The following is a 16,190-nucleotide window of genomic DNA, read 5'->3' as shown; positions in this document are numbered from 1 at the left end:
CGGCTCCGGCGGGACCGGTCAGCCGAGCCGGGCCCGCTCAGCTCCCGGGTCGGCCCGGCTCGGCGGCGGGCACCACGACCTCGCGCTTGAGGATCTTCCCGGTCGGCCCCTTGGGCAGCGCGTCGACCGTCCACACCAGCCGCGGGTACTTGTACGGGGCCACCCGCTCCCGGACGAAGCCGCGGATCTCCTCCGGGGTCGCCGCGGCGCCCTCGCGCAGCACCACGGCGGCGGCCACCTCCTGGCCGTGGGTGGGGTGGGGGACGCCGATCACCGTGGCCTCGGCCACCGCCGGGTGCTCGTACAACACGTCCTCCACCTCCCTCGGGTAGACGTTGAAGCCGCCGCGGATGATGACGTCCTTGCGGCGGTCGACGATCCGGAAGTCGCCCCGCTCGTCGCGGGTGCCGAGGTCCCCGGTGTGCAGCCAGCCGTCCCGGACGGTCCGCGCGGTGGTGTCCGGGCGGCCCCAGTAGCCCTTCATCACGTTGTGGCCCCGGATCACCACCTCCCCGACCGTGCCGTCCGGCACCTCCCGGCCGGACTCGTCGACGATCCGCATCCGCACCCCCTCGACGGGGATGCCGATGGTGCCCGCGATCCGCTCCCGGTCGCCGCGGTTGGCGCAGGCCAGCGGCGAGGACTCGGACAGCCCGTAGCCCTCCAGCACCACGCAGCCGAAGTCGGTCTCGAAGCCGCGCAGCACCTCCGGCGGCATCGGCGCGCCGCCGCCCAGGCACACCCGCAGCGAGGAGACGTCGTGCCCGGCGCGTCGCGGGTGGGTCAGCATCAGGGTGTACATGGTCGGGACGCCGAGGAAGACGCTCACCCGGTCGCGCTGGATCACCGCGAGGGCGGCCAGCGGGTCGAAGCGCCGCACCAGGGTCAGGCAGGCCCCGACGGCCACCGCGCAGTTGAGGCCGATCACCTGGCCGAAGGAGTGGAACAGCGGCAGCCCGCCGAAGATCACGTCCCGTTCGACCAGGCCCAGCACCTGGATACCGGCCCGCACGTTGCACACGATGTTGCGGTGGGTCAGCTCGGCGCCCTTGGGCGCCCCGGTGGTGCCGGAGGTGTAGAGGATGACCGCGGTGTCCTCTCCCCCGCGGCCCCCGGCGGCGGTCGGCGGGTCGGCCGGCTGCTCCGCGAGCGCCGCCGCCAGGGCGGCCGGCTCGACGGCCACCAGCCGGGTGCCGGTGCGCCGCGCGCCCTCGGCCGCCTCCTCGCCGCCCGCGTGCCAGGCGAGCAGCACGGCGGGCCGGGCGTCGCCGAGGCAGTGCTCGATCTCCCGGGCCTTCAGCAGCGGGTTCATCGGGACGACCACCGCCCCGGCGCGCAGGATGCCGTAGTACAGCACCGCGAACTCCGGCACGTTGGGCAGCAGGACGGCCACCCGGTCGCCGGGCGCGACGCCGAGCGCGGCCAGCCAGTGCGCGGCCCGGGCGCTGCGCGCCTCCAGGTCGGCGAAGCTCAGCACCTCCTCGTCGAGCCGCAGGACGGGGTGGGCCGGGCAGCGCGCGGCGGTCGCGGTGAGCAGGTCGGGGATGCCATGCGGAAGGCCGGGGGTGCCGGGCGGCAGGTCGGCGCTGCGGTCGGACGGGGCGGGGACGACGGACATGCGGGCACTCCTCGGTCTGGTCCCTATACGGTCGGGCGGACGCCGCCGTGCGGAGCCGCGTCCGCCCCGGCTTCGGCGGGCGCGGCACCGCCCGCGGCCTCGGCGGCGGCGAGCATCCACGGGGCGATCCGCTCCACCAGGCCCCGGTTGTGCCGGATCCAGCGGAAGTGGTCCAGCGCCCGGCCGTCCGCCTGCTCGACGGTGTAGCTCCAGCGCTCCACCCGGGCCGAGGGCAGCTTGGCGCACAGGTGGTCGACGGCCCGCGGCGGGGCGAGCTCGTCGCCCTGCACGTCCACCGCCAGCACCGGCAGGTCGACCCGGGCCAGCGCCCGTTCGTAGTCGGTGACCGCGCCGCGCACCCGGTAGCGGCCGGTGCGCATCTGCCGCGCCCAGTCCCGCATCAGCCGGGGCGACTCCCGGCCGCCGAAGCCGAACCGCTCGCCCGGCCAGTGGCCGACCACGGCCGAGGCGACGATCGAGAACTGGCTCAGCGCCAACCGACGCAGGCCCGCCCGTACGCCGAAGGTCCGGTACCAGGCCGATCCGCTGGCCACCAGCACCGCGCCGGCCAGCCGAGGCCGGAACACCCCGCAGTGCACCAGGCCCAGCTGCCCGCCCAGGCTGTGCCCGAGCAGCAGGCGCGGCGCGCCCGGAAAGGCCCCGGCCACCGCGTCGAGCACCGCCCCGAAGTCCTGCTCCACCAGCTCGCGGAAGCCGAAGGCCACCCCGTGCCGGGGCACCGGCCGGCTCTCGCCGTGGCCGCGCAGGTCGCAGGTGGCCACGCTGAGGCCGGCCGCGTGCAGGGCGCGGACCAGCGGGGTGTAGTGCCGGGCGGCCGTCCCCATCGCCGGCAGGACGACCACCACCGGGGCGGCCGGCTCCGGCCGGGCCAGCGCCCGGACGGTGATCCGGGCCCCGTCCGGCGCGGCGATCTCGGCGATCACGGGGAACCGGGGGGTCTTCACTCCGCCGCCTCCCCGCCGGCGCCGGGCCGCCAGCCGATCACCCCGGCGCCCCAGGTGATGCCCGCGCCGAACGCGGCCAGGCCGAGCAGCTTCGGGCCGTCCAGCAGGCCCTCCTCGCGGGCGTGGGTCAGGCCCAGCGGGATCGAGGCCGCCGAGGTGTTGGCGACCCGGTGGACGTTCAGGTAGAGCCGCTCCGGGGGCAGCCCGACCTCCTTGCCGACCGCGCGCACGATCCGGGCGTTGGCCTGGTGGGCGACGAACAGGTCGAGGTCCTCGCAGGTCAGGCCGCGCCGGGTGAGCACCTCCCGGGTGGCCTCCGACATCTTCTCCACCGCGTGGTCGAACACCTCCCGGCCGTCCATCCGCAGCTTGCGGTCGTCCCGGTCGGCGTAGAGCAGCGGGATCTGCTCGCCGTCGCTGCCGAGCGAGAAGCACGGCTCGGGGGCGCCGGGCACGTCGGCGACCACGGCGGCGCCGGCGCCGTCGGCGAGCAGCACCGCGGTACCGCGGTCCTCGTGGTCGGTGATCCGGGTCAGCGCGTCGGCGCCGCAGACCAGCACCGCCCCGGCCCGGCCGGTCTCGATCAGCGCGGCGGCGTGGTCCAGGCCGTAGACGAACCCGGCGCAGGCCGCGTGCAGGTCGAAGGCGGTGGCCTGCGGCATGCCGAGCCGGGCGGCGACCTCCACCGACACCCCGGGGGTGACCCGGTCGGGGGTGATGGTGGCCACCACGACGTGCCGGATGCTCGCCGCGGTGCGCCCGGAGCTGCGCAGCGCCTGCTCGGCGGCGGCCACCACGAGGTCGGCGAGCCGGCCGTCCGGCGGGAGGAAGCGGCGCTCCTCGATGCCGGTCCGTTTGACGATCCACTCCGGGGAGGCGCCGATCCGCTCGAAGTAGGCGTTGGGGACGACGCGTTCGGGCAGGGCGGCGCCCACCCCGACGATGGCGGGCGTCATGCCGCGCCTCCTTCCGCGAAGGCCGGTCCGGTGCCCATCCGGACGGCGTGCATCCCGCCGTCGGCGTGCAGGATCTCCCCGCTGACGGTGGCGGCGAGGTCGGAGAGCAGGAACAGCACCGGTCCGACCACCACGGCGGGGTCGGTGCGGTCCCAGCCGAGCGGGGCCTCGGCCTGCCAGCGGTCGGCGATCCGGTCGAAGGTGCTGATCGCCTGCCCGGCGACGGTCTCCACCGGGCCGGCCGCCACCAGGTTGACCCGGATGCCGGACGGGCCGAGGTACATCGCCAGGTACCGGCAGACCGCGCCGAGCGCCGCCTTGCTGACGCCCATCCAGTCGTAGCCGGCCCAGGCGCCGCTGGCGTCGAAGTCCAGTCCGACGACGCTGCCGCGCCGCCCGTCCGCGCTGAGCAGCGGGGCGAGCGCGGTGGCCAGCGAGTGCAGGGAGACGGCGGCGGTGCGCAGCGCGAGGCCGGCGGCCTCCGGCGGGGTGGTGAGGAAGTTGCCGCTCAACGCCGTCTGCTGGGCGGCGGCGACGGCGTGCAGCACGCCGTCGACCCCGCCCCAGCGCTGCTCCAGCTCCTTGGCCAGCCGGGCGAAGTCCTCGGGCCGGGTGACGTCCAGTTCCAGCACCTCGACGGGGCGGGGCAGGACGTCCGCGGCCAGTTCGGTGATCCGCCGGGCCCGGCCGAAGCCGGTGAGCAGGACCTCGGCGCCCGCTTCCTGGAGCGCCCTGGCGGTGTGCCAGGCGATGGAGTCCTCGTTGAGCACCCCGGTGATCAGATAGCGGCGTCCGTGGAAGCCGAGCATCACTCCTGGCCTTTCGTCGTACCGGTCGTACCGGGTGCGTCGGCCGCCGCCAGCACCAGGGCCGCGTTGTGTCCGCCGAACCCGAAGGAGGTGGAGAGCCCGGCCCGCCGGCCGCCGGGCAGGGCGGGGGCGGCGAGCGGGGTGGCGTGGCGGATCAGGTTCAGCGGGCCGAGCTTCTCGTCGGGCTCGCGCAGCCCGACGGTGGGCGGGGCGGTGGCGTGGCGCAGCGCCTGCAGGGTGGCGATGGCCTCCACCGCGCCGGCCGCGCCGAAGAGGTGGCCGGTGCAGGACTTGGTGGAGGAGAGCGGGACGGCGTCCAGGGCCGGTCCGAGCGCCAGGCGCAGCGCCTCGCACTCGGAGCTGTCGTTGAGGACGGTCCCGGTGCCGTGGGCGTTGAGGTAGCCGAGCTGCCCGGGGGTGACGCCGGCCGCTTCGAGCGCCAGGGTGACGGCGCGGGCCGCGGGCCCGCCGGTCGGGTCCGGGGCGGTGAGGTGGTGGGCGTCGCAGGTGGAGCCGTAGCCGAGCACCTCGCCGAGCACGGTGGCGCCGCGGGCGGCGGCGCCGGCCTCGGTCTCCAGGACCAGGATTCCGGCGCCCTCCCCGATCAGCAGGCCGTCCCGGTCGCGGTCGAAGGGCACCGAGCGGCCGCTCTCGGAGAGCGCCCCGGCGGTGCGGAAGGCGGCCCGCACCAGTTCGGAGGTGGAGGCCTCGGCGCCGCCGACCACCACGGCGTCGGCGGCTCCGGCGGCGAGCAGCAGCAGGGCGGTGCCGATCGCCTGGGTGGCGCTGCTGCACGCCGAGGCCAGGCAGAGCGCCTCGCCCCGCAGGCCGTGGCGCTGGGCGATCTGCGAGGCCGCGGCGTTGGCCATCATGGCGGGCACCATGAGCGGGGAGACGAACTCCGCGCCCTGCTGCCGGAGCACCTCGGCCTGGGTCTCGAAGCTCGCCGTCCCGCCGAGCGCGCAGCCCACCACGCAGGCGACCCGCTCGGCGGGGTACGGCGGCGGGCCGTCCGTCCATCCCGCCTGGGCCAGGGCCTCGGCGGCGGCCACGAGCGCGAGCTGGGTGAAGCGGTCGGTGCGGCGGATCTGCTGGCGCGACAGGTGGTCGGCGGGCCGGAAGTCCCGGCACAGCCCGAGCCCGTCGGCGAGCCCGCTCTCGCCGGCCACCGCCCGCCGGTGCAGCTCGTCGGCGCCCACGCCCAGCGGGGTCACCGCGCCCAGGCCCGTGACGACGGCCCGGGGCCTCACTCCAGCCCGGCCTTCCGGCGGCACAGGTCGAGCACCTCGCCGACGGTGTACAGCTGGTCGAAGTCCTTGGGCTTCACCGGGATGCCCAGCTGCTTGCGGATGGACTGGCTGAGCTCGACCATGTCGAGCGAGTCGATCTCCAGCTCGTCCAGGGCGGCGTCGTCGACGATGCCCTCGCGTTCGACGCCGAGGTCGACGAGGGCGTCGACGACGAAGTTCTCGATGGCGGTGCGGTCCAATGTGTCGGGCATGGCTCTCCTCGTCCGCGCGGGGCGGCGGTGGCGGTGCGGGGGACGTACGGGCGGTGCCGTACGGGCGGCGGGCAGGGGCGCGGGCTCAGAGCGCCGGGCCGGCCTTGGTGGCGTGGTACGGGGACCAGTGCCACTGCTGCCAGTAGCTCTCGGCGATGTCCAGCCACTGCTCCAGCCGGGCGGCGTCGTCCAGGAAGCGGTTGGCGCTGACCACCAGCCAGCTGTAGACGGCCTGGCTGTCCCGGCAGCCGCCGCAGTCGCCGGAGGTGCAGCAGAACTGGAGCGACTCGTAGTCGGCGCCCCAGACGTTGAAGCCGGGGATGACCGGGTTGCCGTTGGCGACACGGTCCTCGTGCTCGGGGGCGTCGACGCTGAGGCTGGGGCAGACGTCGTAGCCGAACCGGCCGCCCCAGTGCGTCCGGCCGGTGACCAGGGTCCGGATGAAGTACGGGTGGCTCACCACCGCCTGCGGGTACAGGTCCTTGACCCGCTGCGCCTCGTCCAGCACCCGCTGCTCGTTGGCGATCTTCAGCGGGGTCTCGGTGCCGTGCTCGCTGTAGAAGTTGAAGGTGACGATGTTGCCGTTCTCGGCGATCTTCCGCACGGTGGGCTCGATGTGCTCGACCCCGGCCTCGGAGAGCGCGTAGATGAACAGCACCCGCTGGTCGTCGCGGTAGTGCTTGAGCGCGGTGTCGAACAAGCCGGTGAACTTGGAGCCGTTGACCCGGATCGCGCGCAGGTCGTCGTCGAGCGGGCCGCCGCCGAAGATGCTGACCGCGATGGCGATCTTCTCGAAGCCCTGCTTGGGCATCGGGCGCAGGCCGTTGGTGGAGATGGTGATGTACGGCAGCTGTTCGACGAAGGCCTCGACCCGGCGCGGGACGAGGGTGGGCTCGCCGCCGATCAGGGTGGCCTGGTTGACGCCGTCGTCCGCCAGCTTGCGGGCGAAGGCCCGGATGCGGTCCAGGTCGGACAGCTCCTTGACGGCCGTGTCGAAGCCGCCCTCGAAGTACCAGCAGCCCTTGCAGCGGATGTTGCAGGTGTTGGTGAGGTGGACCTCGCAGGAGCGGACCTCTCGCCCCAGCCGGCGCAGCCGGTGCAGGCGTTCGGCCAGGTCGGGCCGGTCGGCGATGAGTTCGGCGGTGCGCGCCTTGGCCTCGCGTCGGCTCAGCGGGCGCTGTTCGATGGTGACGGGTGTTGCCATGGCGATGGGCTCCTCGGGAGTGGCGGGATCGGCGTGCTGCTGTTCCCGCTACTCCGGGAGGCGCAGACCCAGGTTCTTGATGCGCGGGGTGACCTTCTCCCGCCACAGGTCGCAGGCCTCGCCGTTGGTGGTCTGCCGCAGGCCGAAGCGGACGGCCAGCCTGGCGCGCTCGGAGCGCGGGCTGCCGAAGATCCGGATGAACGTCGGCCACAGCCGGTCCAGGGCCTGCTGGAGCTGCTCGCGGCCGTCGTCGGTGGCAGCGAGGTTGCGGCACACCCGGGCGCCGTGGGCGATGTGCACCTTCTCGTCGAGGATGATCGTGCGCACCGCGTCCGCCCAGGGCCGGTAGCTGCTCTGCGCGAACTCGGAGATCATCACCATCGCGGTCTCCTCGCCGATGTAGGAGAAGATCCCGCGCTCGGCCCAGGTGGTGCAGGTGTGGAACTCCTGGGCGCGGAACAGGTTCCGATCGGCCAGGGTCTGCTTCTCCATGTAGGTGGTGTCCACGCCGACCTCCGCGAGGACCCGCTTGCCGATCTTGTAGTGGTCGTACTCCTCGGCGGCGCGCTCGGCGCAGACCTGCCGCTCCTCCGCGTCGGGGGCCAGCGGCAGGAAGACCTGCACGTAGTCGTCGCCGCCGGAGAGCTCCCCCTCGGTGTTGACCACCATGCCGCGGATGGCGATCTCCCGGTACTCCTCCGGCATCGCCAGGAACTCGTCGGGAGTACGGACCACCACCGCCTCGTCGTCCAGAATGGAAATACCCATGGCGCAACACCCCGTCTCTGAAGCAGGACTCTGAAGCAGGACATGGTCGGGCATGAACGGGTGGGGGCCCGTTTTCCACCGAGGCCCCTGACGACCACAAGGAAAATGACGCCGCCCCCCAGCGGCCGGCGGAGTTCCGCATCGGCTCCGCTGAACTTCCTCGGAGAGTAGGTGCTGCATTTTGGGCCGAACAAGGTCCCTTACGAATCGTGCCGAGCGGATTCGGCCACCGGACGGCACCGGAGCGGCCGGTTCCGGCCGCCACGACACCGCCAGGACATGCGCAATTATCATGGCCGCAACGGATCTTGGCGGTTGACCACGGCAAACGAAGCTGGCCGGAAGCGGGCCTGGACCGCCCCGGGCGCACCACCGGGCAGACGGTTACGCTGAGCCCCATGACCACCGACTCGAACACGGCGGTCGCCACCGTCGACGTCCTCCTGGGCCCCGATCAGCTCAATGACCTGATCACCGGCCAGTTCCCCGACTACGCCGCCTGCCGGGTGACCGGGGTGGACGGCCGGACCCTCACCATGGCCGTGGACGGCGACCGGCTGCGCACCCGCCCGGGCGGCACCATCTCGGGCCCGGAGCAGGCCGGCCTGTGCGACCTGGCCGCGTTCCTCCTGATCAACGCCCGGCTCGGGCCCACCCTGATGGCGCTGACCAGTTCGCTGCAGATCAGCTTCCTCAACCGGCCGCGGCCCGGGGCGCTGCGCGTGCACGCCAGGACGGCCAAGTTCGGGCGCCGGCTGTGCGTGGTGCTGGCCGAACTGCTGGACGCCGACGAGGTCCTGGTGGCCAGCGCCACGCTGACCTACGCGATCCCGCCGGCCCGCCCCGAGACCCCCTGACGACCCCCTCCCCTCCGCTCTCCGCGCCACGGCTTCGCCCCGCCGCCGCTCCGACCCCGGCGGCCGGACGAATCCGACATCACGAATACGGGGTGGGGTATATTGGCGGCATGGCTCCGCCCCTGGGAGCCCGGAGAACGGAGCACGACATGTGCCGACGAGTCGCCTGCCGCACCTGCGGGAAGCCGGGCTTCGCCGGGTGCGGAATGCACGTGGAGCAGGTCCTGGCCGGGGTGCCGAAGTCCGCCCGGTGCGACTGCGCCGAGCAGGGCCGCAAGGGCAAGGGCTGGCTCGGCAGGCTGTTCGGCCGCAGCTGATCCCACCCCGCGCCCGCCCCCACCCGGAGCGCACTCCCGTCCGTACGCCAACAACTGGCCAGCGTGGCGTAAAAGGTGACAGTAAGTCGGCCGAGTTCACGATCTTTCGGACAGGAGACGATCTCGGTATTGATCTACGGACCGGTCACCTCTAGGTTGCGGTGCAATGTCACACTGAGCCGCCCTACGGCGTCCCCGGGGGGAATACCGTGCCGGACACCGCACTGGATGCACCGCAACTCGCCACGACCAAGCTGCCCCGGCCCTTCTACCGGCTGGCCGCGGGCGATGCCCTGAACACCTACGGCAGCCAGCTCGACCTCGTCGCGCTGAGTCTGTTCGCCTACGAGGCCTCCGGGAACGCGCTCGGCACGGCCGGGTACCTCGTCCTGCGACTGTCCGGCGGCCTCGCCGGCGGGCTGGTCGCCGGACGGCTGGTGGCCCGGCTGGACCGCCGGCGGCTGATGACGGGCTGCGCCCTGGCCCAGGCGCTGGCGCTGGTCGTCGTCGCCCTCGTCCCGGCCTCGCTGCGCATCCCCGTCCTCTACCCGCTCGCCGTGGTCCTCGGCGGCGCCGCCGCCGTGGCCGCCGTCGCCCTGCGGACCAGCATCCCCGAGATGGTCGGCGCCGAACGCCGCGCCCGCGCCAACAGCCTGATGGCGAGCTGCCGTTCCACCGCGATGGTGCTCGGCTTCGCCTCCGCGGGCGTGGTGGTGGCCTGGGCCGGATTCCGGGCCGCGCTGCTCATCGACGCGACCAGCTTCGTCCTGTTCGGGGCGCTGGTGGTCCGGCTGCCGCTGCCCACCCGGGCCGCGAAGGCGGAGGAGCCCGCGACCCCGCCGGAGGACCCCGCCCCGACAACCGGCAAGCGCCGCCCCCGCTGGCAGGCCCTGGTCGTCCTGCGGGCCGCCCCCGTGGTGGGCGCCATGGCGGGGATCCGGCTGCTGGACGCCTTCGGCTCCTCGGCCCACAACATCAGCCTGCCGGTCTTCGCCAACCAGTCGTCGCCCGACAACCCGGCCGCGCTGCTCGGCACCTTCTGGGCCACATGGGCGATCGGCAACCTCGGCGCCCAGCAGCTGGTCTCCCGGTTCATGCTGCGCCGGGGCATCGAGCCCGGCGAGCGCGGCTTCGCGCTGGGCACCTGTCTGATGTCCGCCTGCTTCATCCTGGTCTTCACCGACCTGCCGACCCCGCTCTTCCTGCTGGTCGCGATCGGCGCCGGCCTCGGCGACGGCTTCACCGAGATCTCCTACACCACCCGGATCCAGGCCCTCGCCGACGAGCGGCGCGGCGAGGCCTTCGGCATCCTCACCTCCGCCGAGAACGTCGGCATGGGCACCGGGATGCTGCTGAGCGGCTCGCTGCTCGCGGTGCTCAGCCCGCTCACCGTGGTCGGCGTCTCACACGCCGTCCCGATCGTGCTGGCGCTCGCCTTCCTGGTGATGGTCGCCCGCGCCCGCCGCCGCCGCTGAGCAGGCGGCACACCTCCACCCACCACCGCACATCCGCGGACACCTCCGCGTACCCGCGTACCCGCACACCACCGCACACCCGGCGCCCCCGCGCCGTACGCGCCACTCACCTCCGCTCCCCCTCCCTGACCCGGGGCGGCCCACACCCGCGCCCCGGCACCGATCCGAAAGGTGCCGAAATCATGAGTCCCACCGGTCCCGACCACGGCCGGCTGCGCACCCTGGAAGCCCGGCTGCTGCTACGCCCCGAGATCGCCGACTGCGCGCTGCTGCCCGTCGAGCACGAGAACGGCCGCCCCGGCCTGCTGGCCTACCTGGTACCCGCCGTCGACGGCGATCCCGAGGCCCTGCGCCGCCGGGCCGCCGCGGCGCTGCTGGACGCCGACCCGAGCGCCGAAGTACACCTCCTGGACGGCATCGTCCGCACCCCCGAGGGCGAACCGGACGCCGCCGCCCTGGCCGCGGCGCTCACCCGGCCGCCCACCGCCCCCGGCCCGGCTCTGCGCCACCTGCGCGAACTCACCGACCGCTGGCGCCCGTTCGGGGAGGGCCCGGCGACGGCCGGCGCCGCCCCGGCGCGGCCCACGGCCGCCCCCGGGGAGGCCGACTCCGAGCACCCCGACGCCGAGGACCCCGGGACGGAGGCCGTCGGCGCCCCGCTGCCCGCCCCCGGGCCGGACGCGCCCCGGACACTGCCCGAGGCACTGCTGCGCGCCGCCGACCTGCACCCCGACCGCGGACTGCACCTGATCCGGGCGGGCGGCGAGGCCACCAGGATCACGTACCGTCAACTCCTCGGCCGCTCCCGCGAGATCCTCGCCGTGCTGGCCGCCGCCGGGCTGCGGGCCGGGGACCGGGTGATCCTCCAGGTCCCGGAGCCCGAGTACTACTTCCCCACCCTGTGGGCCTGCTTCCTGGGCGGGATGCAGCCGGTGACGGTCGCCCGCCCGCCGGACTACCACGAGCGCAACCCCGTGCTGGAGAAGCTCTGGCACGCCTGGCAGACCCTGGAGGAGCCGCCGGTGCTCGTCTGCGGGCCCGCGGTGGCGGGCCTGGAGCGGCTCGGGGAGCTGTACCCGGCGCCGGGCCTGCGGGTGATCGCGGTCGACCGGCCCGCCGAGAGCGGGCTGCCGGACGGCCCCGCCCCCGAGCACGCCCCCGTCCCCGCCGACGTCGCGATGCTCCAGCTCTCCTCCGGCAGCACCGGACGCTCCAAGGCGGTGCAGATCACCCACCGCGGCATCCTGGAGTACGTGGCGGGGGCCGTCGCCCAGGGCACCGAGCCGGGCGACGGCACGGTCAACTGGCTGCCCCTGGACCACGTCGCCGGACTGCTGATGTTCCACCTGCGCGACGTGGTACTGGCCGCCGACCAGGTGCAGATCCCCACCGAACTCGTGCTCGCCGACCCGCTGGTCTGGCTGGACGCGCTGGAGCGCTACCGGGCGGCGCACTCCTGGTCGCCCAACTTCGGCTTCCGGCTGGTCGCCGAGGCCGTCCGGGCCGCCGGGCCGGACCGCCGCTGGGACCTGTCCTCGGTCAAGTCGCTGATCAACGCCGGGGAGCAGTGCACCGAGGCGGTGATCGACGAGTTCCTGGCCGCCACCGCCCCGTTCGGCATCCGCCCCGGCCACGTGCTGCTGGCCTGGGGCATGGCCGAGACCTGCACGGCGATCACCTACAAGCGCTACGACGAGGACGGCGCCCGCCGCCTGGTGCGCACCGACTCGCTGACCGGCCGGTTGGAGCCCGCGGACCCGGCCTCCGCGGAGCGCGGCACCGCCTTCCTCAGCATGGGCCGGCCCGCGCCCGGCACCCGGATGCGGGTGGCCGACGACGCCGGACGGGCGCTGCCCGAGCTCCGCGTCGGCCGGCTCCAGGTCCACTCCGGCCGGGTGACGCCGGGGTACCTGAACAACCCGCCGGCCAACCAGGAGGCCTTCGTCGGCGACGACTGGTTCGACACCGGGGACCTGGCCTTCCTGGTCGACGGCGAGGTGGTGCTCACCGGCCGTCGCAAGGAGATCATCATCGTCAACGGCGTGCACTACTTCTGCCACGAGCTGGAGGACGTGGTGGCCTCCGTGGCGGGGGTACGCTCCGGGCACGTCGCGGCCTTCGGGGTGCCGGACGAACGCACCGGCACCGAGCAGCTGGTGATCGCCTACGTCCAGAGCGACCCGGACGCGCCCGCGCCGCCCGTCGCCGCCGAGGTGCGGCAGCTGCTGGCGGCCCGCCGGCAGCCGGCCCCCGCCCTGGTGCTGCCCGTCCCGGCGGCCGACTTCCCGCGCACCACCAGCGGCAAGATCCAGCGCACCGCGCTGCGCGGGAGGCTGCTGGACGGCGAACTCGACGACCACATCGTCGCGTTGGACCTGGCGGAGGCCAACTCCCGGACGCTGCCGGACTGCGTGCGGCAGCTCGGCTGGGAGGCCCGCCCGGTGGCGGCGGCCCCGGCCTCTTCGGCGGCCTCGTTGGCCGAGGAAACGATCCTGCTGCTCGGCCCGTCCGGCCCCGGCACCCTCACAGAGGCCCTGGCCGCCGCCCTGCCGAACGCCCTGGTGGTGGACCGCCCGCCGACCGCCGACCCCGAGGACTGGCTGCGGGCCCTCGGCGACCGGCCAGCCGACCGGCTGGTCTACCTGTGGAGCGCGACGGCCGACACCTCCGACCAGGCGCCGGACGAGGCGCTGCTCGCCCTGCTGCGGGCGCTGCCGACGCGGGCCCCGGTCCGCGAGCTGGTCTCCGTCAGCGCCGGGCTGCACGCCGTACTTCCCAGCGAACTCCCTATCCCCCGGGCCGCGTTGACCGCCGCACTGACCGCCGGGGCACGGGCCGAGCAGCTGGTGCCCGCCGCCCGGCACCTCGACCTTCCGGGCGGGGCGCCGGTCGCGGAGCAGGCCGCCGCGCTGCTCGCCCTGCTCGCCGACCCCCGCCCCGAGCCCGAGTCCGCCTGGCGCGCCGGCCGCCCCTGGGTCCCCCGACTGGCACCGGCCGAGGCCGCCCCCGAACCGGCCGGGGACGGCTGCTCACTGCTCACCCCCGGCGCCCGCTACCTCGTCACCGGCGGCCTCGGCGGGATCGCCGCCGAGCTGCTGCCCGGACTGCTGCGCGAGTACGGCTCCCGGCTGCTGATCGTCGGCCGCAGCGACCTGGACGCCCCGACCGCCGAAGCGGCCGAGCGCCGGGCCGCGCTGCGCCGACTGGCCGCCCAGGGCGGTCAGGTCACCTACCGCCAGGCAGATGTGACGAACCGTCAGCAGTTGGCGGAGGTGCTCGCCGAGGCCGAGCGGGAGTGGCAGGCACCGCTGGACGGCGTGCTCCACCTGGCCGGCGGCTACCGGCTCACGCTCCTCGCCGACACCGGTACCGAGGACTGGCGCGAGGCCGTCCGGACCAAGGCCGAGGGCACCGACCACCTCATCGAGCTGGTCCGGCAGCGCCCCGGCGCCCAGTTCGTCGCCTTCTCCTCGATGATCGGCCTCCAGGAGGCGGTCGGCTCCACCGGGTACGCCGCCGCCAACCGCTACCTGGAGAGCACCGTCGAGCGGCTGCGCCGGGAGACCGGCACCCCGGCCTGGACGATCTCCTGGGGCCTGTGGAGCGGGGTCGGCATGAACCGCGACACCGAGAACGAGCAGGCCGCCGCCGGCCGGGGCATCGCCGTGCTGAGCGCCGCGCACGGCCGCCGGCTGGCCGCCCTGCTGCTGGCGGGCGCCCCGGGCCACCGGTACGCCGGTCCGGACCCGAGCTCCCCCGCCGCCCGGCGCCGCCTGCTCGCCACCGCGCCCCGCCCGGTGGCCGCCGCCGCGCCGACGCCGGCCACCGCCGAGCCGGCCGCCCGGCCCGCCACGGCACCCGGCCCCGGGCACACCGCCCCGTCCGGGCTGCGCCGACTGGTCCTGGACGCCTTCGAGTCCGTCCTCGACACCCCGCTGGACCCGGGCCGCCCGCTCGCCGAACTCGGCATCGGCTCCCTCCAGTTGATGCGCGTGCACGGCGCGCTCAGCGCCGCACTGCCCACGCCGCCGGCGCCCACCGAGCTGTTCCGGCACCCCACCGTGGACGCCCTGATCGCCCACCTGGCCGCCGAGCCGGCCACGCCCACCGCCGCTGCCGCCTCCCCCGTCGCCGGGCCGGGCGACGACCGCCGGGTGGCGATCGTCGGCCTGGCGCTGCGCCTGCCGGGCGCCGACACCCCCGAGCAGTACTGGCGGAACATCGTCGAGGGCGTCCGGAGCACCACCCGCTTCACCGAGGAGGAGCTGGCCGCGGCCGGACTGCGCCCGGAGGAGTACCGCCACCCCGACTTCGTCCCGGTCACAGGCGCGCTCACCGGCACCGACGAGTTCGACGCCGAGGCCTTCGGCATCAGCGGCACCGAGGCGGCCCTGATGGACCCGCAGCAGCGCCTGCTGCTGGAGATCTGCCGCCAGGCCCTGGAGGACGGCGGCTACGACGCGCCGGACCCGGAGCGCCGGGTCGGGGTCTTCGCCGGCACCGGGATGACCCTCTACGCGCTGCGCACCTACTACCAGCACACCCTGGCCACCACCGCCGACCCGTCCGAGCCGGTCGCCGCCCTGCAGACCGCGATCGGCAACCAGGCCGACTTCGCCGCCACCCGGGTCGCCTACCGGCTGGGCCTCACCGGCCCGGCGATCGGCGTGCAGACGGCCTGCTCCACCTCGCTGGTCGCGGTGCACCTGGCCGTCCAGTCGCTGCTCTCCGGTGACTGCGAACTGGCCCTGGCCGGGGCCGCCGCCCTGCACATCCCACAGGCGGCCGGCTACCGCTACGAGGAGGGGTCGATCCTCTCCCCCGACGGCGCCTGCCGGGCCTTCGACGCCGACGCGGGCGGCACCGTCGGCGGCAACGGCGTCGCCGCCGTGCTGCTCAAGCGCCTCGACCGGGCGCTGGCCGACGGCGACACCGTGCACGGGGTGATCCTCGGCTCGGCCGTCAACAACGACGGCGGCCGGAAGGTCGGCTACACCGCGCCCAGCGTCGACGGGCAGGCGGCCGTGGTCGGCCGGGCCCTGGACCTGGCGGGCGTGCCGGCCGACAGCATCGGCTACATCGAGGCCCACGGCACCGGCACCCCGCTCGGCGACCCGATCGAGTTCCGGGCACTGGCCCAGGCCTTCCGTGCCCGGACCGAAGCAGCCGGGTTCTGCTCGCTCGGCTCGGTCAAGCCCAACATCGGCCACCTGGACACCTGCGCCGGCATGGCGGGCCTGATCAAGGCGCTGCTGGTGCTGCGGCACGGCACCATCCCCCCGCTGGTGAACTTCACCAGCCCCAACCCCGCGCTGGAACTGGCCGACAGCCCGTTCCGGCTCGCCGCCGAGCGCCGGGACTGGCCGGACGGCCCCACCCCGCGCCGGGCCGGGGTCAGCGCGCTGGGCGTCGGCGGCACCAACGCCCACCTGGTGCTGGAGCAGGCGCCCGCGGTTCCGGCCGTCGAACCGCGACCGGCGCCGACCGTGCTGCCGCTGTCCGCCCGTACCGCCCAGGGCCTGACCGAACTGGCCGGGCTGCTCCGCGACCGGCTGGACGCCGAACCCGCCCTCGCGCCCGGCGACCTGCCGCTCACCCTCGGCGCCGGCCGGCGCGCGCTGCGCCACCGGCTGGCCGTCACCGGCCCCGACCCGGCCACCCTGCGCAAGGGCCTGGACGCCTTCCTGGCGGGCCGGACCACCGCCGGCGCGGCCCACCGC

General features: G+C 75.0%; 12 protein-coding genes. 4 read left to right on the top strand and 8 right to left on the bottom strand.

Annotated elements, in window-relative coordinates:
* Positions 1-37 precede the first annotated feature (37 nt).
* From ACFU7Z_RS20390 to ACFU7Z_RS20355, 8 genes are all read right to left on the bottom strand, one after another.
* Positions 38-1,618, bottom strand: coding sequence for a long-chain fatty acid--CoA ligase (locus ACFU7Z_RS20390; protein WP_380778664.1), 1,581 nt, complete (start codon positions 1,616-1,618; stop codon positions 38-40).
* A gap of 23 nt (positions 1,619-1,641) precedes the next feature.
* Positions 1,642-2,583: an alpha/beta fold hydrolase gene (locus tag ACFU7Z_RS20385; RefSeq protein WP_380778662.1), complete on the bottom strand. Its 942-nt coding sequence runs from the start codon at positions 2,581-2,583 to the stop codon at positions 1,642-1,644.
* Positions 2,580-3,539 (bottom strand): 3-oxoacyl-ACP synthase III family protein, encoded by a 960-nt coding sequence (locus ACFU7Z_RS20380; protein ID WP_074003122.1) that lies wholly within the window; start codon positions 3,537-3,539, stop codon positions 2,580-2,582. Before ACFU7Z_RS20380 ends, ACFU7Z_RS20385 begins: the two co-directional genes overlap by 4 nt.
* Positions 3,536-4,348, bottom strand: a complete 813-nt coding sequence (gene fabI, locus ACFU7Z_RS20375; RefSeq protein ID WP_198959380.1) for an enoyl-ACP reductase FabI — start codon at positions 4,346-4,348, stop codon at positions 3,536-3,538. The genes ACFU7Z_RS20380 and fabI overlap by 4 nt, the downstream gene beginning before the upstream one ends.
* Complete coding sequence (locus tag ACFU7Z_RS20370) at positions 4,348-5,598, bottom strand: beta-ketoacyl-[acyl-carrier-protein] synthase family protein (RefSeq protein ID WP_380778659.1); 1,251 nt, start codon at positions 5,596-5,598, stop codon at positions 4,348-4,350. Before ACFU7Z_RS20370 ends, fabI begins: the two co-directional genes overlap by 1 nt.
* On the bottom strand, positions 5,595-5,849 hold the full coding sequence (locus tag ACFU7Z_RS20365; protein ID WP_049652425.1) for an acyl carrier protein: 255 nt from the start codon (positions 5,847-5,849) through the stop codon (positions 5,595-5,597). The genes ACFU7Z_RS20370 and ACFU7Z_RS20365 overlap by 4 nt, the downstream gene beginning before the upstream one ends.
* A gap of 85 nt (positions 5,850-5,934) precedes the next feature.
* Positions 5,935-7,053 carry a radical SAM protein gene (locus tag ACFU7Z_RS20360; protein WP_049652427.1) on the bottom strand — a complete coding sequence of 373 codons (1,119 nt, stop codon included), beginning with the start codon at positions 7,051-7,053 and terminating at the stop codon, positions 5,935-5,937.
* A 48-nt stretch (positions 7,054-7,101) separates the two neighbouring features.
* Complete coding sequence (locus ACFU7Z_RS20355; protein WP_181970378.1) at positions 7,102-7,821, bottom strand: Phenylacetic acid catabolic protein; 720 nt, start codon at positions 7,819-7,821, stop codon at positions 7,102-7,104.
* A gap of 398 nt (positions 7,822-8,219) precedes the next feature.
* Here ACFU7Z_RS20355 and ACFU7Z_RS20350 point away from each other — a divergent pair, with 398 nt between their 5' ends.
* The 4 genes from ACFU7Z_RS20350 to ACFU7Z_RS20335 form a co-directional block, all read left to right on the top strand.
* Positions 8,220-8,678, top strand: coding sequence for a PaaI family thioesterase (locus ACFU7Z_RS20350; RefSeq protein WP_380778656.1), 459 nt, complete (start codon positions 8,220-8,222; stop codon positions 8,676-8,678).
* Between the two features lie 149 nt (positions 8,679-8,827).
* Positions 8,828-8,995, top strand: a complete 168-nt coding sequence (locus ACFU7Z_RS20345; RefSeq protein WP_181970379.1) for a hypothetical protein — start codon at positions 8,828-8,830, stop codon at positions 8,993-8,995.
* A gap of 209 nt (positions 8,996-9,204) precedes the next feature.
* Positions 9,205-10,470: an MFS transporter gene (locus tag ACFU7Z_RS20340; RefSeq protein WP_074003127.1), complete on the top strand. Its 1,266-nt coding sequence runs from the start codon at positions 9,205-9,207 to the stop codon at positions 10,468-10,470.
* Positions 10,471-10,652: 182 nt separating this feature from the next.
* Positions 10,653-16,190 (top strand): SDR family NAD(P)-dependent oxidoreductase (locus ACFU7Z_RS20335; protein WP_380778653.1); only part of this gene is annotated, 5,538 nt, incomplete at its 3' end.

Origin of the sequence: Kitasatospora sp. NPDC057518 (genome assembly GCF_042802075.1) — a bacterium.
Taxonomy (GTDB): Bacteria; Actinomycetota; Actinomycetes; order Streptomycetales; family Streptomycetaceae; genus Kitasatospora.
The sequence above is the reverse complement of the archived record's forward strand: the minus strand, read 5'-3'. Positions and strand labels throughout refer to the sequence as shown.